This is a genomic window from Shewanella litorisediminis, from assembly GCF_016834455.1.
Taxonomy (GTDB): domain Bacteria; phylum Pseudomonadota; class Gammaproteobacteria; order Enterobacterales; family Shewanellaceae; genus Shewanella; species Shewanella litorisediminis.
The window spans coordinates 255,001-272,728 of record NZ_CP069213.1 but is presented as its reverse complement, the minus strand read 5'-3'; the positions used below and the strand labels follow the sequence as shown (position 1 = coordinate 272,728).

Below are 17,728 nucleotides of genomic sequence, written 5' to 3'. Positions count from 1 at the left end.
TTTTTCACGATTTACACAGGAATGATTCCATGAGCCCGGAACGCTTTGCCCGCATCAATGAGATGCTGGACAACCGTCAACCGGATCTGACCGTCTTACTCGACCAGGTCCACAAGACCAACAACATCGCTGCGGTGCTGCGCAGTGCCGATGCCGTGGGTGTCCACCAGCTGCATGCGGTGTGGCCCGAAAGCGCCATGCGGGTGTCCGGCAATACCGCCTCGGGCAGCCAGCAGTGGGTTAAAACCCTGCGCCATGCCACCGTGACCGATGCCATCACCGCCCTCAAGGCCGACGGCATGCAGGTAGTAGTGACCAATTTCTCCGCCAACGCCAAAGACTTTCGCGAAATTGATTACACCAGGCCCACCGCCATCGTCCTCGGGCACGAGAAAAACGGTGTCAGTGATGAGGCGGTGCGCCTTGCCGATGCCGAAATGATTATTCCCATGGTGGGCATGGTGCAGTCGCTGAATGTCTCAGTGGCCGGCGCCCTGGTACTGTTTGAAGCCGAGCGCCAGCGCCGGGCGGCAGGCATGTACGGCTGCCGCAAACTGGATGATGCCTACTGCCAGAAGCTGCTCTTCGAGCAAGGCCATCCCATCTATGCCAAGGCCTGCCGCCGCAAGGGACTGGCCTACCCCGCCATTGATGAAACTGGCCAAATCATCGCGCCGCCCGAATGGTGGCAAAAGATGCGCGAAGCCGATCCCGAGTCCCCGCGCCCCGAACGCGGCCGCCAGCGCCGCATGTAATTCAGCTTTGCATCAGGCTGAAGCGTCTATAATCCGGGGTAACAAGCATGTTGTTCCGCCTCGGCATGTTACGGTTGCAGCACATAACAGGGGTGCCATCGTCAAAGCTCTTTGGCGCATTTGAGCACCTTGATATTGCCTTAAACGTGACAACACCGGGGACATCATCATTCTTTGGCCAGTTGATAATGATTAACTTCCGGCATACCAAGCTTCCGTTTTAAGGAGAGACGAATCCGGGAACTATCGCTTTCAATTTGGCTAAGCCGATACTAGCATCATGCTAACTGGATGATTTTAAAGGTCTGCAAGTTTGTCTATTCGGAGTGAAACCACACATCACTCCCCCATTTCCGGGCTGCATGAAACCATTTGCGAGGCTGGGGAAAAATAGACATACTGGAAGTTAAACGTGCGTTTAACACCGATTTAACGCCGATAAAGATAACAAACAAGATGGAAGTAGCGATGCAAGCCACTATCAAGACTCCTGTAGAGATGCTCGAACACTGGGTGCAGACCCAGGGTGACAAGGTTTACTTGCGCCAGCCGGTGAACGGCCAATACCGTGATTTCAGCTGGCGGGATGTGAAACGCCAGATGGAGCAAATTGCCGGCTCGCTCAGGCATCTTGGTCTGGTGCCCGGAGACAAGGTCGCCGTACTGTCCAAGAACTGCGCCGAGTGGTTTATAACCGATCTGGCGTTAATGCATGGCGGTTATATCAGCGTACCTATCTACCCCACGGCCAATGCCGATACCATCCGCTACGTGCTTGAGCACAGTGGCTCCAAGGCTATTTTCATCGGTAAGCTGGATCACTGGGCCGAGCAGGAAGCCGGTGTTGGCGGCAGTATTTTGCGCATGTCGTTCCCCTACGACACCATGCCGACCCAATACGGCTGGGAACAGCTGCTTACCATGGGGCAACCGCTGACTGACGCGCCGCTGCCTGCCATGGAAGATACCATGACCCTGATTTACACCTCGGGCTCCACCGGCAGTCCCAAAGGCGCCATTCAAACCTTTGGCAGCTATTGCTGGACTTGTAACGCCGTGGTGCGGGATCTCAAGACCGACGGTGAAGATAGATTGTTGTCTTACCTGCCGCTCGCCCATATCACCGAACGGGTTGCCATCGAAGGCTCATCCTTCTATTCCGGCAGCGCTGTGGCTTTTGTGGAGAGCCTGGATACCTTTGTCGCCGACGTGCAGCGCATGCGCCCAACCGTATTCTTTTCGGTGCCACGTCTGTGGACCCTGTTCCAGAAAAACATTATCGACAAGGTGGGCTTCGATAAGCTCAACTTCCTGCTCAAGTTGCCCCTCATCAGCTATCTGGTAAAACGCAAAATTCACAAGGGGCTTGGGCTGGATAAGTGCCGTCTGCTGGGTTCAGGTTCTGCGCCTATTCCACCTTCACTTATTCAGTGGTACCACAGCATTGGCCTTAACATCTGTGAAGCCTGGGGCATGACCGAAAACTGTGCGTACTCCATCATCAACTACCCCTTCGACGCCAGCAAAATAGGCACCGTGGGTAAACCGGTGGAAGGCTGCCTGGTGCGTCGCAGTGAAAGCGGTGAACTCATGGTCAAGAGTCCCGGGCTGATGAGTGGCTACTATCAGCAGCCCGAAGCCACGGCGGCCGCCTTCGATGAAGATGGCTTCTTCTACACCGGCGACCTGTGCGCCATCGATGAGGATGGTTGCGTCAGTATCACGGGTCGGGTAAAGGACAACTTCAAAACTGCCAAGGGCAAATACGTGGCGCCTGTGCCCATCGAGCGCAAGCTGGCTCAGGATCCCCATGTGGAGCTGATTTGCGTCATTGGCTCCGGTCTGCCGCACCCCATAGCGCTGGTGCAGCTGTCAGACGGTGCCACCCTGCAGGCGCGTGAAGAAGTGCGGGTCTCCATCAAGGCCACTCTGGATGCGGTAAACCCGAATCTGGAGTCCCACGAAACCGTGGATGCCGTGGTCGTGGTGACTGAGCCCTGGACCATCGAAAACGACGTGCTCACCCCAACGCTTAAAATCAAACGTCATGTACTGGAAAGCCGCTTCTCGGCGAAGGTCGACGGCGTACGCGGTGCCAAGGTTATCTGGGAAGACGAAATTTAATCCCTTACCACAATAAAAAAGCTCGCCAAATGGCGAGCTTTTTTATTGCCGGCAACGCTGCACTCAATACTGCTGCTGTTTGGCCGCCAGCGCCGCAGTGACCTGCTTGATGGCGGTGCCACCCAGCACATCGCGCTTTGCCAGGCATTCATCCAGGCTGAGGTGCGGATACACATCATCGCCAATCACGGCAGCAAAGGATTGCAGCTCGGCCAGAGGCAAGGCTTCCAGCGCCTGTCCCTTACTGATGGCATGCAGCACCACTTCGCCCACCACATGGTGCGCCTCACGGAACGGCATGCCCTTGGCTACCAGATAGTCGGCAAGCTCAGTGGCGTTGGCATAACCCGCCTGGGCCGCCTGTTTGGCGTTGTCACGGTTTACCTTCACCCCTTCCAGCACCAGCGACGCCATATCGAGACAAATGCCCCAGCTGTCCAAGGTATCGAACAGGCCTTCTTTGTCTTCCTGCATGTCCTTGTTGTAGGCCAGAGGCAGCGCCTTCATGGTGGTGAGAATGCCCATCAGATTGCCGTAGACGCGGCCGGTTTTACCACGGATAAGCTCCAGCGCATCGGGGTTTTTCTTCTGTGGCATCAGGGATGAACCCGAGGTGACGTTATCGGCCAGCTCCACAAAAGCCGCTTCACCCGTGTTGAAGAAAATCAGGTCTTCCGCCAGCCGCGACAGGTGCATCATGGACAGTGACGCCGCGGCGCAGAGCTCCACCACATGGTCACGGTCGGAGACCGAATCCAGACTGTTAAGGGTTGGTCCACCAAAGCCCAGCGCGGCGGCCAGTGCATGGCGGTCGATAGCATAGGCAGTGCCCGCCAGCGCGCCCGAGCCCAGTGGGCAAGTGTTAAGGCGCTTCAAAGCATCGGCAAGACGGGACAAGTCCCGCTCCAACATTTCCACATAGGCCAGACACCAGTGACCAAAGGTCACTGGCTGTGCCCGCTGCAGGTGGGTGTAGCCGGGCATCACGGCATCCAGCTCACGGCTTGCCAGCGCCAGCAGGGCCTGAACCACGGCGGTAAGCTTGGTTTCCAGCAGGCCGCCAGATGCCTTGCACCACAGCTTGAGGTCGGTGGCCACCTGGTCGTTACGGGAACGGCCGGTATGCAGTTTTTTACCGAGGTCGCCGACCTTTTCAATCAGTTTGGTTTCCACAAAGCTGTGAATGTCTTCGGCGCCGCTGCCGATGATGGCCGACTCATCCTCGCCCACTTCTTCAAGCAGCTCGGAAAGGGCAGCCTTTAGGCGGCTGCATTCGTCGGCATTCAAAATGCCCACACTGGCAATGGCATCGGCCCAGGCGATGGAGCCTTCCACGTCCTGGACGAACAGTCGGTAGTCTACCGGCAGTGAATCGTTAAAGAGTTGGAACAGGGCACTGGCTTGCCCCTGAAATCTGCCGCCCCACAAGGCCATAGCAATTCTCCTTCTGCCCGGGCGCGCCCGGAACTAAAAATGAATGGGGGCCAAAACTGGCCCCCTGACTGACAAGGCGGCTTACTTGGTGTTGTAAGCGCGGATACGGCTTGCCAGCGAGTAGAGGCGGATAAAGCCTTCGGCGTGTTTCTGATCGTACACGCTGTCCTGACCGAAGGTGGCAAAGGCTTCTGAGTAGAGGCTGTTGGGTGAACGCTTCTTCACCGGCACTGCCTGCCCCTTGTAGAGCTTAACCACCACCTCACCGTTGACCATGGTCGCCAGCGACTCGGAAGCGGCCAGCAGAGAGTCACACAGTGGAGTGAACCAGCGGCCGTCGTACACCAGGTGTGCCATACGGGCAGCAACCTGTTCACGCCATTCGCGGCTGCTCTTGTCCAGCACCAGCTCTTCCACCGCACGCAGGGCGGCAAACATCACGGTACCGCCGGGGGTTTCGTAGCAGCCGCGGGACTTCATACCCACCAGCCGGTTTTCGGTAATGTCGATACGGCCAACACCATGGGGCGCGGCAATGGCATTGAGCTTCATCAGCGCCTGGTACGGGCTCAGGGCCTCGCCATTCACCTCGGTCACACGGGCATTTTCAACCTTGAGGGTCACGTACTCGGGCTCGTCGGGCGCATCCAGCGGATCCACTGTCATGGTCCATACATGCTTGGAAGGCTCGTTCCACGGGTCTTCCAGCTCGCCACCTTCGTGGGAGATGTGCCAGGCGTTGGCATCACGGCTGTAAATCTTGGTGGCAGAAGCCGAGGTCTTGATGTTGCGCTCGGCAAGATAAGCCAGCAGATCTTCACGGCTTTCCATGTCCCACTCACGCCATGGAGCAATCACTTTCAGGTCGGGAGCCAGCGCGGCGAAACAGCCTTCGAATCGCACCTGGTCATTACCCTTGCCGGTACAACCGTGGCACAGGGCATCGGCGCCCACTTTGCGGGCCACTTCCACCTGCGCCTTGGCGATTATAGGACGGGCCATGGAGGTACCCAGCAGGTAAGTGCCTTCGTAAATGGCACCAGTCGCTATGGTGGGGTAGATGTAGTCTTTAACAAATTCTTCTTTCAGGTCAACGATGTGACACTCACTCGCGCCTGAGGCAAGGGCCTTTTCGGTCAGGCCCACCAGCTCTTCTTCACCCTGGCCCACGTCGGCGCAGAAGGCGACGATTTCGCAGTTATCATAGTTTTCCTTCAGCCACGGAATGATGGCCGAGGTGTCCAGACCGCCTGAATAGGCCAGTACTACTTTCTTGACGCCGGTTTTGCTGTTTTCGATTGCCATAACTGTTTCCCAAGAGGCGCGTGGGGCGCCGTTGACTCAATAGATTGAATTTATCCGAGCAGTGTGACCAACACTGCGTTTTGTGCGTGCATGCGGTTCTCGGCCTGATCCAGGATGAGGGAACCTTCACCGTCCATCACCTCATCGGTCACTTCCAGGCCGCGGTGCGCAGGCAGACAATGCATAAAGTAGCTGGCTCCGGCCTTGTCCATCAGCGCCTTGTTAACCTGATAAGGCGCAAATTTCGCCTTGATATCGGTCAGCGCCGTGTTGTCGCCCATGGAGATCCAGGTATCAGTGTAGACGGCATCGTGGCCTTCTATAGCATTGATATCAGAGGTTAACACCAGTTTGCCACCGTGGGCCGCGGCAATTTGCTGCGCCTGCTGCACCTCAAAGCCATCGGGGAAGTGCCCTGGTGGGCAGATCACCGTCATGGTAGCGCCGAGCAAGGCGGCGCCGTACATCAGAGAGTGGCTGACGTTATTGCCATCACCCACGTAGGCCAAACGTACCTTGGACAGGTCGTCAAACTTTTCGGCCAGGCTCAGAAAGTCCGCCAATCCCTGACAGGGGTGGTAAAGGTCCGACAGGGCATTGATCACCGGCACCCGACCATATTTGGCAAGACCTTCGACGGTTTCGTGGGCGAAGGTACGGGCCACTATGGCATCGGCCCAGCAAGACAGGTTGGAGGCAAAGTCTTTTACCGACTCGCGCTTGCCCAATGCACCATTTTGCTGATCCAGATACAGGCAGTGACCGCCGAGCTTATTGATACCGATATCGAAGCTGACGCGGGTGCGCAGAGAAGGCTTTTCAAACAGCATTACCACACTCTTGCCCGCCAGTGCGCGGGAGTATTTGGCCGGGTCGGCCTTGATCTCCTTTGCCAGAGTCAGCAGATCCAACATCTGCTTTTGCGTCAGTTCTTTTATCGATATCAAATGCTTCATATATTACTCCTGAGGTTGTATCTGTGTGCCCACGGCCTCACCCTTGATTAACGCAGCCATTTGGCCGCTGTCACGCCACGAGGCAACCTGTACCGGTTGTCCCAGCCACTGGGCAACTTCCAGTGCAGCTTCTACTTTGACTTTCATGCCTTTTTCGATCACACCCAGCTTGACCAGCTCGTCTATCTCCTGGCTGTTCAAACTGGGAATTAACTTACCTTTACCGTCGAGCACACCCGAGACGTCGGACAGGAGCACCAACTTGCCGCCAAGGAGCTTGGCCAGCACTGAGGCCGCCTGATCGGCATTGACGTTGAGCAGCTCACCTTCATCGCTCATGGCGATGGAGCTGATAATCGGCAGCCAGCCCTGGGCAAGAATAAATTCCAGTGCCTTGGCATCTTTGGGACTGACTTCACCGACCATGCCCAGGCGCTCATCTTTAATGACCGCAGTCACCATGTTGGCATCACACAGGCTCATACCCATGCTCACCACACCGGCTTTGGCCGCAGCGCCCTGGAGCAACTTGTTGGAGGTACCCGCCAGCGCACCGGCGATAATGGGCATCTGCTCGGCAGGAGTGACCCGCAGACCTTCAAGCTTGACGGTCTCCATGCCATTGGCTTTAAGCTGCTCGTCAACCAGGCAACCGCCGCCGTGCACCAGCACAACCTGCTCGCCTTTTTCCAGCAGCTGTCTGGCCGTGTCCATCAGTCTGGCCATGCCCATTTCGCACTGCAGCAGGGCGCCGCCCACTTTGAGAACCAATACTTTGTTAGTTACTGACATTCCGATGCTCCCGCCTTAAACGCCAAAATGAATTTTTATGCATTGAAGTGCCTGACTGGCAGCGCCCTTCATCAAATTGTCGATGGCACTGGCAACCACCAGATAGCCGCTGTCTTCATCAAACTTCCAACCCAGGTGACAATTGGGGGTGAAAACCACATCGTCCACCTTGGGGAACTGGCCTTCTTTCACCGTCACTATGGGGCTCTGGTCATACACGCTGTAGGCCTTGGCAACGTCTTCACGGCTGATACCCGGCTTTAATTGCACCGTGATGGTGGCCAGAATGCCGCGCTTAAAATTGCCCAGATGCGGTGTGAAAATCACTTCCTGACCCAACTGGGTGGCAATTTCCGGTTGATGTCTGTGGCCCAGCACGCCATAGGGCGTCAGGCTTACTTCGCAAAAGCTGGTGTGCAGCTGCGCCTTGCGGCCGGCACCTGTCACACCGCTGACGGCGTTAATCACGGGGCGCGCTTCGGTCAGCATGGCTTTGAGGGGTTTCAGAGCCGTGAGAGAGGCCGTTGGATAACATCCCGGCACAGCAATCATGCGGGTCGCTGCCACGGCATCGGCATTCCACTCGGCGAGGCCGTAAACAGCCTTGGCCAGTACCTCGGGATGACTGTGCTCAAACCCATACCACTTGGGATACTGCGCCGTATCGGCAAAGCGGTAGGCACCGCTTAAATCAAACACGGCCAGGCCTTTTTCATAGAAATAGGCGGCAAGTTCCAATGACACTGAGTGTTCGGTGGCAAGGGCAACCGCGTCTGCCTCGGCAACTATGGCGTCTTTGGCTTCAGCGGTCAGGGGTGACAGGCAATATTTCAGATGGCTGTACACCGGATAAAGAGAGGACAGAGGCTTGCCTTTGTCGGCACTGCCTTCAGACACATAGAGGCCCTGGACTTGCAGGTGCGGCTCAGCATCAATAAGGGCTGTGAGCTGCGCGCCTGTATAGCCGCTGGCACCAATAATGGCGATCTTTTTCATGATTTCCTGACTCATTAAAATTTGTTCAAATAGATAGTTGGATTGAATTACCTGAAATAGGGTTAGCAGCCCGGCATGACGCCCTGTGCAGTCAGCTATCGTCGCAGGAAGTGAGGATGTGCAAACACTGTCTTGAAGTTAATGTTTAATTCAACCATATACTCATTCATCTCGAGGCCTTGGCTATGGTGCTGGTCCCGGCTGTTTGCCAGACTAACACAACTCTTTAATTATGCAATATGTATGAATATCTATTTCAAGGAAATTTGTGGTGAAAGTCATTCCAGATCTCAAGAGTCGTTTCTCCTCGCTCATTTATGCACCATCCATCAGTGCAACCGAACCACAACTGGATATGAGTAACCATTCAGTTATCACCCTGCTGAACGACTGGTTTTCGGATCTGGGATTTGACTGTCAAGTAACAAAGGTAGCAGGCACCCGCGACAAACGGAATTTGCTGGCCAAAATCGGCAGCGGTGAAGGTGGCCTGCTATTGGCAGGACATACTGACACGGTTCCCTTCGATGAAGGCCGCTGGAGCCAGGATCCCTTTATCCTGACCGAGAAAGACAACCGCTGGTACGGCCTTGGCAGCTGCGATATGAAAGGTTTTTTTGCGCTGATCCTGGAAGCGGTGAAGGATTTGCCCCTGAATAAACTGCAAAAGCCGCTTTACATCTTTGCCAGCGCCGATGAAGAAACCACCATGGAAGGCGCCAAGGCATTTGCAGCCGAGACGGGCATTCGCCCGGAATACGCCATCATAGGCGAGCCCACGAGCCTCAAGCCTGTGTATATGCACAAGGGGCATCTGGCACAGGGGATACGCATTACGGGCCGCAGCGGCCACTCCTCAGATCCTGGCCGTGGCCTCAATGCCATCGAAATCATGCACAAAGTAATAGGGCAACTGCTGAAGCTCAAACAACACCTCGCCGACAATTACCGCGAAGACGCCTTCAGCGTGCCTTATCCCACCATGAACTTTGGCCATATCCACGGAGGCGATGCCGCCAACCGCATCTGTGGCTGCTGTGATTTGCATCTGGACATTCGCCCACTGCCGGGCCTGGCACTGGAGGATTTAGAGCTGATGCTTATCAACTATCTGCAGGAAATCAATCGCGACTATCCCGGGGCAGTCGACATCCGCACCCTCTATCCCGGCAGCGAAGCCTTTGCCGGAGTAAAGGACAGCGCCTGGACCCGGTTGGTCGAGAGCCTTTCCGGTCAAGAGGCCGAAGTGGTGAACTACGCCACCGAAGCGCCTTATATCAATAAACTGGGATGCCAAACCTTGGTACTGGGGCCGGGAAGCATCAACCAGGCCCATCAGCCCGATGAATATATGGCAATGGATCAGCTCAAACCCACGGTGGAATTGTTGAAACAGTTGATCCATAAAGCCTGTATTCAATAAAACGCAAACCGACATCGAAAATACCACAATTGGACTGACCAATTGACCTTGGTCGGTTGACCCCGAACGCAGGGCTGTTTATTGTGCTTGAACGGCTTTGGCTGACAACCCGTGAATAGTAATCCCGCAAGTGGAGATACCATGACAGACGTAAAGGGTACCGAGAAAGTAACAGACATGTACGCCCAGCTCAGGGCGAACGTGGGCATGATGGGACAAATCCTGGGCGACACCATGAAGGAGCACCTTGGCGAAGCCTTTCTGGATAAGGTCGAGCAGATCCGCCTGCTCGCCAAGGACAGCCGCAGCGGTGATGACGAGGCAAGGGCAAAAATGCTGGCCCTGCTCGGTCAATTGCCCGACGAAGAACTGGTTCCCTTTGCCAAAGCCTTTAACCAGTTTCTGAACCTGGCCAACATAGCCGAGCAATTCCACACCATCAGCCGTAACTGTGACGAGCTGGTGTGTGTACCAGACCCGGTGGAGCAGCTTCTTGGCAGAATGCTCGGCAGCCAGGTGGATAAAAAGCAAATGCTCACCACCCTCAAGGCGCTGGATATAGATCTGGTGCTGACGGCCCACCCTACTGAAATCAGCCGCCGTACGCTTATTCAAAAGTATTCTGCCATCGTCGATTGTTTGCAGAATTTGGAAAACCCGCAGCTCACCGAACGCGAGCACAAGAGCCAAACCCTCAGGTTGCGGCAACTGATTGCGCAAATCTGGCACACCAATGAAATCCGCCGTGAGCGCCCCACCCCGGTTGACGAAGCCCGCTGGGGGCTGTCTACCATAGAAACCTCCCTGTGGCATGCGGTTCCCGACTTTTTGCGCCAGTTGAACGATCAGGTGGAAGAAGCTACCGGCACCCAAATCCCCACAGACATGGCGCCGGTGCGCTTTTCCAGCTGGATGGGCGGCGACCGTGATGGCAACCCCTTCGTGACCGCCAAGGTCACTGCCGAAGTATTGGACCGCAATCGCCACACCGCCGCGCGCCTGTATCTGAAAGACGTGGTGGAGCTGGTCGGCGAGCTGTCGATGGAAGAAGCCAACGCCGAACTCATGGCCTACAGCAACAACTCCTGCGAACCATACCGGGATGTACTGCGAAGCCTGCGCAGCAAACTGCGCAATACCATCGACTTCCTCAACGCCCGCCTTGAAGGCCACCACCCCGAAGTTGCCCGTGATGAGATTATCTGGGAACAGCAGGATCTGGAAAAACCACTCAAGCTGCTGTACCAAAGCCTGTGCGACTCAGGTATGCGCCTCATCGCCAATGGCCGTCTGCTGGACATGCTGCGTCGTCTGGCCTGCTTCGGTATCCATATGCTGAGGCTGGATATTCGCCAGGACGCCGGCCGCCACGAAGCTGCCATTGCCGAGCTGACCCGTTATCTGGGCCTGGGGGATTACGCCCATTGGAGCGAGGCCGAAAAGCAAGCCTTCCTGCTGAAGGAACTCAGTGGCCGCAGGCCGCTTATTCCCGGCAACTGGAAACCTTCTGATGAGGTTGCTGAAGTACTGGCTACCTGTCGCCTGGTGGGCACGCAGCCCCAGCAAGCCCTGGGGTCTTATGTCATCTCCATGGCGAGCCTGCCATCGGATGTACTGGCGGTATTGTTGCTGCTTAAAGAGTCCGGCTGCAGTTACCCCATCCGTGTGGTCCCCCTGTTTGAGACCCTCGACGACCTGAACAACGCCGCCGATTGTATTACCGCACTGCTGGATATCGACTGGTACCGCGGTTACACCAAGGGGATGCAGGAAGTGATGATTGGTTACTCCGACTCCGCCAAGGATGCCGGGGTGATGGCAGCTGCCTGGGCACAGTACCGTGCTCAGGAGCAATTGGTGAAGGTCTGCAACAAAGCCGGCGTGAAGCTGACTCTGTTCCACGGCCGTGGTGGCACCATTGGCCGCGGCGGTGGCCCTGCCCACAAGGCCATTCTGTCCCAGCCACCCGGCAGCGTCGACGGTCGGATTCGGGTCACCGAGCAAGGCGAAATGATCCGCTTTAAGTTCGGTCTGCCCAAGCTCGCAGTACAGTCACTGGCGCTCTATACCTCTGCGGTACTGGAAGCGACCCTGCTGCCACCGCCCGAGCCCAGGCAGGAATGGCGCAATGCCATGCAGCGCATCGCCGATGAATCGGTAGAAGCGTATCGTGGCATAGTGCGTCAGGAGCCTGACTTTGTGCCTTACTTCCGCGCCGCAACGCCTGAAGTAGAGCTGGGTAAGCTGCCATTGGGCAGTCGCCCGGCCAAGCGTCGTGTCGATGGTGGTATTGAGAGTCTGCGTGCCATCCCCTGGATCTTTGCCTGGTCGCAAAACCGCTTGATGTTGCCTGCCTGGCTCGGTGCCGGTGAGGCACTGAAAGCCGCCGCCGATCGTGGTGAACTTGGCCTGCTGCGGGAAATGGAACAGGACTGGCCCTTCTTTAATACCCGTATTTCCATGCTGGAAATGGTCTACAGCAAGGCCGAGCCGAATCTGGCCCGTTATTACGAACAGTGCCTGGTGCCTGAATCTTTGCATCATCTGGGAGTAACTCTGCGCGAACGCTTGGCGCTCGGCATAGATGCAGTACTGGCACTCACAAGTGAAGACAGCCTGATGGCCCACACCCCCTGGAACCGTGAGTCAGTAAGACTGAGAAACCCCTACATCGACCCGCTGAACTTCCTCCAGGCAGAGCTCCTTGGCCGTACCCGTCGGGAGGAAACGCCCTCTGATTCGGTGCAACTGGCACTGATGCTTACCATTGCCGGTGTCGCAGCGGGTATGAGGAACACCGGATGATCCGCCTGCTGGCAATGTCTACGCTGTTGTTGCTGTCTGGCTGTGTTAGCCAGTACAGCATCACTGAGCGGGAAATGGCATCCTACCTCAATAAGGAAATTGGCCTTGAGGTGAAAGATAACTCTGGCCCGTTGGGCGCCCGGGTGTCGGTAAACCAAATAGAGGTAAAGCTTGGGCACAAGGCAGACACCATGGCGGTTACCGCAACCAGCCTTGCCGAGGTGAAAACGCCGCTCATTCCGCTTAGGGCAACCCTCACCACAACCTTTGAGGCCAAGCCCTGGTACGACAAACAGGCCCACGGCGTGTACCTGAAAGACTTGCAACTGGTGGATGTGAGCGCCAATCCGGCAGAGCTCAAGCGTCTGTTGCAAGACCTGGCACCGGAGCTGATGCGGGTGGTGAAAAGCTTCCTCGAGAGCCAGCCTGTGTATGTGTTGGATACAGAAGATGCGGCTCAGGCCAAACTGGCCGAGATGACAGAGCGGATCACAGTGAAACCCGGTAAGCTGGTGCTGGAGTTCACTCGCTGAGAGATTCGTCAGCACAAATAAAAACGCGGCCCTTAAGCCGCGTTTTTATTTGGTGAAATCATTATTTGGGATAACGAGTGATGGAGCTGTAGTCCACAATCACGGCTTCGCCATTAAGCTCACGGCGCAGCATGTCATAGGCAACCGCAGCACTGACCTTACGCACCATGTCCCGGGAGCGGCGAGGCAATTTCACCATCTGACTGTAAACCCCGCCCTTGGTGGCAAGGGCAATCGCTACCGTACCGACCGGCTTTTCCTCCGTGCCGCCATCGGGGCCGGCAATACCACTGGTGGCCAGCGCATAGTCGCTGTCCAGAATTGCGCGGGCACCTCTGGCCATCTCTTCAACAGTTTGGATAGATACGGCGCCGTAGTCATCCAATGTCTGGGGCGATACCCCAAGCACCCTCACCTTGGACTCATTGCTGTAAGTCACCAGTCCCTGATGCAAATAAGACGAGCTGCCGGGAAAGCCAACCAACTGACTGGTGATAAGGCCACCGGTACAGGACTCGGCCACACTGAGGCTCATACCTGAGTTGTGCAGCCTGGTGTGGATCTCTTCTTCAAGGGAGGTACGGTTTTCCGCGACCACCACATTACCCAGCCGCGCAGCGATTTCATCGGTCACTGTATCGAGCGCCTTGATTGCCTGGTTACCTCGGGCAAACACCTTGATTTCGATGTAAGGCATAAAAGAGCGGTAACCCAGAGTAATACCCTCAGGGAGTACCATGGCCTCGAGTTCATCGGCCAATGAGGACTCACCGCGGCCAAGGGTAAGCAACTTACGCAGCGCTACCTGGCTGCCGGCATCGAAGGTTTGTTTCACAAAGGGCAGGAACTGCTCTTCCACCATCTGCTTGAATTCAAACGGTACCCCGGGAGTAAAAAAGAGCCAGGCCCGATTGAGTTTTACCCTGAAGCCACAGGCAGTGCCGACGGGGTTATCCACCATCACGGCTGACTCGGGCAACCAAGCCTGCTTGATATTGCTCTTTGGCATTTCACGGCCGTGACGGGTAAACCAATCGTGTAAACGTTCGGCCCACTCTGCGTTCTCTACCAGAGATTCTCCCTTGGCTTTGGCCATAGCTTCAGCAGACATATCATCAGACGTCGGGCCCAGGCCGCCATTTACCAATATCACATCCGCATGGAGACTGCGCTCCTGAAACACCGATACCAGATCTTCAAGCCTGTCACCCACAGTGACCCGGCGCTGAACTTCTATACCGTTTTCCATCATCAGATTGGCAAACCATGCGGCATTGGTATCCACTATCTGGCCTGCCAGCACCTCTTCACCGGTGCAAATCATCTCAAGCTTCATGCCCGCTCCTTCGATATAAGTTGGCTATAAGGTAGGGAAGCGCGGAAATCATAGCAATAGCCCGGGGGTGTATCTCAAGTATTAATTCAGCGAATGCTGTAAAGCTTTGTGAAAACGGGAATAACCGCTACAGAATTCAGCAGCCAAAAACGCAAAAAGGCCACCCGCTTGGGTGGCCTCTTCACTTATTAGGCGCTTGGCAATGACCTACTCTCACATGGGGAGACCCCACACTACCATCGGCGCGATTGCGTTTCACTTCTGAGTTCGGAATGGGATCAGGTGGTTCCACAATGCTATTGTCACCAAGCAAATTCGTTATGCCCTCGCTTATCAGCAAGAACATGCAATTTAGAAAGCTGATGCGCTTATCGAGCTTGAGTTATCACTTCAATCAAGTCTGGTTTCTTCAAGACTATCTACTTCAACCATCAGTCAAAACCCATCTGGGTTGTATGGTTAAGCCGCACGAGTCATTAGTACAGGTTAGCTCAACGCCTCACAACGCTTACACACCCTGCCTATCAACGTCCTGGTCTCGGACGGCTCTTCAGTGGACTCAAGGTCCAAGGGAAGACTCATCTTGGGGCTCGCTTCCCGCTTAGATGCTTTCAGCGGTTATCGATTCCGAACGTAGCTACCGGGCAATGCCATTGGCATGACAACCCGAACACCAGCGGTTCGTTCACTCCGGTCCTCTCGTACTAGGAGCAACCCCCCTCAATCTTCCAACGCCCACGGCAGATAGGGACCGAACTGTCTCACGACGTTCTGAACCCAGCTCGCGTACCACTTTAAATGGCGAACAGCCATACCCTTGGGACCGACTTCAGCCCCAGGATGTGATGAGCCGACATCGAGGTGCCAAACACCGCCGTCGATATGAACTCTTGGGCGGTATCAGCCTGTTATCCCCGGAGTACCTTTTATCCGTTGAGCGATGGCCCTTCCATGCAGAACCACCGGATCACTATGACCTACTTTCGTACCTGCTCGACGTGTCTGTCTCGCAGTTAAGCTGGCTTGTGCCATTACACTAACCACACGATGTCCGACCGTGTTTAGCCAACCTTCGTGCTCCTCCGTTACTCTTTGGGAGGAGACCGCCCCAGTCAAACTACCCACCAGGCACTGTCCCTAGTCCGGATTCACGGACCGAGGTTAGAACATCAACACTACAAGGGTGGTATTTCAAGGTCGACTCCACGAGAACTGGCGTTCCCGCTTCAAAGTCTCCCACCTATCCTACACATGTAGGGTCAATGTTCAGTGCCAAGCTATAGTAAAGGTTCACGGGGTCTTTCCGTCTAGCCGCGGGTATACGGCATCTTCACCGCAATTTCAACTTCACTGAGTCTCGGCTGGAGACAGCGTGGCCATCATTACGCCATTCGTGCAGGTCGGAACTTACCCGACAAGGAATTTCGCTACCTTAGGACCGTTATAGTTACGGCCGCCGTTTACCGGGGCTTCGATCATGAGCTTCTCTTGCGATAACCCAATCAATTAACCTTCCGGCACCGGGCAGGCGTCACACCGTATACTTCCTCTTGCGAGTTTGCACAGTGCTGTGTTTTTGATAAACAGTTGCAGCCACCTGGTATCTGCGACTGCCGTCAGCTCAGGGAGCAAGTCCCGTCACCAACAGCAGCGTACCTTCTCCCGAAGTTACGGTACCATTTTGCCTAGTTCCTTCAGCCGAGTTCTCTCAAGCGCCTTGGTATTCTCTACCCGACCACCTGTGTCGGTTTGGGGTACGATTCCTGCTAACCTGAAGCTTAGAAGATTTTCCTGGAAGCATGGCATCAACCACTTCAGTGCCGTAGCACCTCGTCATCAGCTCTCGGTATATGTGTGCCCGGATTTGCCTAAGCACACTACCTACCACCTTAAACACGGACAACCAACGCCGTGCTGGCCTAGCCTTCTCCGTCTCTCCATCGCAGTTAGCAGAAGTACGGGAATATTAACCCGTTTCCCATCGACTACGCCTTTCGGCCTCGCCTTAGGGGTCGACTCACCCTGCCCCGATTAACGTTGGACAGGAACCCTTGGTCTTTCGGCGAGGGGGTTTTTCACCCCCTTTATCGTTACTCATGTCAGCATTCGCACTTCTGATACCTCCAGTGTGGGTTACCCCTTCACCTTCAACGGCTTACAGAACGCTCCTCTACCGCGTACACGTTATCGTGCACACCCGTAGCTTCGGTGAATTGCTTAGCCCCGTTACATCTTCCGCGCAGGCCGACTCGACTAGTGAGCTATTACGCTTTCTTTAAATGATGGCTGCTTCTAAGCCAACATCCTAGCTGTCTAAGCCTTCCCACATCGTTTCCCACTTAGCAATTACTTTGGGACCTTAGCTGACGGTCTGGGTTGTTTCCCTTTTGACGACGGACGTTAGCACCCGCCGTCTGTCTCCCGGATAGCACTCTTTGGTATTCGGAGTTTGCAAAGGGTTGGTAAGTCGGGATGACCCCCTAGCCTTAACAGTGCTCTACCCCCAAAGGTGTTCGTCCGAGGCGCTACCTAAATAGCTTTCGAGGAGAACCAGATATCTCCCGGTTTGATTGGCCTTTCACCCCCAGCCACAAGTCATCCGCTAATTTTTCAACATTAGTCGGTTCGGTCCTCCAGTTGATGTTACTCAACCTTCAACCTGCCCATGGCTAGATCACCGGGTTTCGGGTCTACGCCTTGCAACTAAACGCGCAGTTAACACTCGGTTTCCCTACGGCTCCGCTATTCGCTTAACCTCGCTACAAAACGTAAGTCGCTGACCCATTATACAAAAGGTACGCAGTCACGGTCTCAAGAACCGCTCCCACTGCTTGTACGTATACGGTTTCAGGTTCTATTTCACTCCCCTCACAGGGGTTCTTTTCGCCTTTCCCTCACGGTACTGGTTCACTATCGGTCAGTCAGGAGTATTTAGCCTTGGAGGATGGTCCCCCCATATTCAGACAACATATCACGTGTGCCGCCTTACTCGATTTCATCTTTGGTTAGTTGTCGTGTACGGGACTATCACCCTGTACCGTTGGACTTTCCAGACCATTCCACTAACACCCCGAAGACTTAAGGGCTAATCCCCGTTCGCTCGCCGCTACTGAGGGAATCTCGGTTGATTTCTTTTCCTGAGGGTACTTAGATGTTTCAGTTCCCCTCGTTCGCCTCACTACACTATGTATTCATGTAGTGATGACAGCTTATGCTGCCGGGTTTCCCCATTCGGACATCGCTGGCTATAACGGTTGTTACTACCTCAC

The 17,728-nt window shown here is 55.3% G+C and carries 11 protein-coding genes and 2 rRNA genes (1 of these 13 cut by a window edge); 5 read left to right on the top strand and 8 right to left on the bottom strand.

Features of this window, described 5'->3' with window-relative positions; translation table 11 throughout:
- Nucleotides 1-29: 29 nt before the first annotated feature.
- Complete coding sequence (gene trmH, locus JQC75_RS01310) at nt 30-755, top strand: tRNA (guanosine(18)-2'-O)-methyltransferase TrmH (protein ID WP_203325730.1); 726 nt, start codon at nt 30-32, stop codon at nt 753-755.
- 468 nt (nt 756-1,223) lie between these two features.
- Entirely contained in the window at nt 1,224-2,879 is a 1,656-nt protein-coding gene (locus tag JQC75_RS01305; protein ID WP_203325729.1) for an AMP-binding protein, read from the top strand.
- Nucleotides 2,880-2,942: 63 nt separating this feature from the next.
- On the opposite strand, the gene argH is transcribed toward JQC75_RS01305, so the two are convergent.
- The 5 genes from argH to argC all read right to left on the bottom strand — a co-directional run bounded on the left by argH (nt 2,943) and on the right by argC (nt 8,362).
- The gene (argH, locus tag JQC75_RS01300) at nt 2,943-4,313 is read right to left on the bottom strand and encodes an argininosuccinate lyase (protein WP_203325728.1); all 1,371 of its coding nucleotides are present in this window, start codon (nt 4,311-4,313) and stop codon (nt 2,943-2,945) included.
- A gap of 81 nt (nt 4,314-4,394) precedes the next feature.
- A complete protein-coding gene (locus tag JQC75_RS01295; protein WP_203325727.1) occupies nt 4,395-5,618 on the bottom strand; it encodes an argininosuccinate synthase in 1,224 nt (407 codons plus the stop codon).
- A gap of 50 nt (nt 5,619-5,668) precedes the next feature.
- Nucleotides 5,669-6,574 (bottom strand): ornithine carbamoyltransferase, encoded by a 906-nt coding sequence (locus JQC75_RS01290; RefSeq protein ID WP_203325726.1) that lies wholly within the window; start codon nt 6,572-6,574, stop codon nt 5,669-5,671.
- Nucleotides 6,575-6,577: 3 nt separating this feature from the next.
- Complete coding sequence (gene argB / locus JQC75_RS01285; RefSeq protein WP_203325725.1) at nt 6,578-7,366, bottom strand: acetylglutamate kinase; 789 nt, start codon at nt 7,364-7,366, stop codon at nt 6,578-6,580.
- A gap of 15 nt (nt 7,367-7,381) precedes the next feature.
- Nucleotides 7,382-8,362 carry an N-acetyl-gamma-glutamyl-phosphate reductase gene (gene argC, locus JQC75_RS01280; RefSeq protein ID WP_203325724.1) on the bottom strand — a complete coding sequence of 327 codons (981 nt, stop codon included), beginning with the start codon at nt 8,360-8,362 and terminating at the stop codon, nt 7,382-7,384.
- Between the two features lie 271 nt (nt 8,363-8,633).
- Between argC and argE the strand changes: the two genes are divergently transcribed.
- From argE to JQC75_RS01265, 3 genes are all read left to right on the top strand, one after another.
- Nucleotides 8,634-9,785 (top strand): acetylornithine deacetylase, encoded by a 1,152-nt coding sequence (gene argE / locus JQC75_RS01275; RefSeq protein ID WP_203325723.1) that lies wholly within the window; start codon nt 8,634-8,636, stop codon nt 9,783-9,785.
- Nucleotides 9,786-9,926: 141 nt separating this feature from the next.
- Nucleotides 9,927-12,590: a phosphoenolpyruvate carboxylase gene (gene ppc / locus JQC75_RS01270; protein WP_203325722.1), complete on the top strand. Its 2,664-nt coding sequence runs from the start codon at nt 9,927-9,929 to the stop codon at nt 12,588-12,590.
- Nucleotides 12,587-13,123, top strand: coding sequence for a YceB family lipoprotein (locus JQC75_RS01265; RefSeq protein ID WP_203325721.1), 537 nt, complete (start codon nt 12,587-12,589; stop codon nt 13,121-13,123). The genes ppc and JQC75_RS01265 overlap by 4 nt, the downstream gene beginning before the upstream one ends.
- A 61-nt stretch (nt 13,124-13,184) precedes the next feature.
- On the opposite strand, the gene JQC75_RS01260 is transcribed toward JQC75_RS01265, so the two are convergent.
- The 3 genes from JQC75_RS01260 to JQC75_RS01250 form a co-directional block, all read right to left on the bottom strand.
- Nucleotides 13,185-14,459, bottom strand: coding sequence for a CinA family nicotinamide mononucleotide deamidase-related protein (locus JQC75_RS01260; RefSeq protein ID WP_203325720.1), 1,275 nt, complete (start codon nt 14,457-14,459; stop codon nt 13,185-13,187).
- 194 nt (nt 14,460-14,653) lie between these two features.
- Nucleotides 14,654-14,769, bottom strand: a 5S ribosomal RNA gene (rrf, locus tag JQC75_RS01255).
- Between the two features lie 145 nt (nt 14,770-14,914).
- Nucleotides 14,915-17,728, bottom strand: a 23S ribosomal RNA gene (locus tag JQC75_RS01250); it runs 80 nt beyond the window's last position.

Excerpts from the sequence above, each read along its gene's own strand:
- trmH (WP_203325730.1), top strand. The coding sequence starts at position 30 with ATGAGCCCGGAACGCTTTGCCCGCATCAATGAGATGCTGGACAACCGT.
- JQC75_RS01290 (WP_203325726.1), bottom strand. The coding sequence starts at position 6,574 with ATGAAGCATTTGATATCGATAAAAGAACTGACGCAAAAGCAGATGTTG.
- argB (WP_203325725.1), bottom strand. The coding sequence starts at position 7,366 with ATGTCAGTAACTAACAAAGTATTGGTTCTCAAAGTGGGCGGCGCCCTG.
- JQC75_RS01295 (WP_203325727.1), bottom strand. The coding sequence starts at position 5,618 with ATGGCAATCGAAAACAGCAAAACCGGCGTCAAGAAAGTAGTACTGGCC.
- JQC75_RS01305 (WP_203325729.1), top strand. The coding sequence starts at position 1,224 with ATGCAAGCCACTATCAAGACTCCTGTAGAGATGCTCGAACACTGGGTG.
- argH (WP_203325728.1), bottom strand. The coding sequence starts at position 4,313 with ATGGCCTTGTGGGGCGGCAGATTTCAGGGGCAAGCCAGTGCCCTGTTC.
- JQC75_RS01260 (WP_203325720.1), bottom strand. The coding sequence starts at position 14,459 with ATGAAGCTTGAGATGATTTGCACCGGTGAAGAGGTGCTGGCAGGCCAG.
- ppc (WP_203325722.1), top strand. The coding sequence starts at position 9,927 with ATGACAGACGTAAAGGGTACCGAGAAAGTAACAGACATGTACGCCCAG.
- JQC75_RS01265 (WP_203325721.1), top strand. The coding sequence starts at position 12,587 with ATGATCCGCCTGCTGGCAATGTCTACGCTGTTGTTGCTGTCTGGCTGT.
- argC (WP_203325724.1), bottom strand. The coding sequence starts at position 8,362 with ATGAAAAAGATCGCCATTATTGGTGCCAGCGGCTATACAGGCGCGCAG.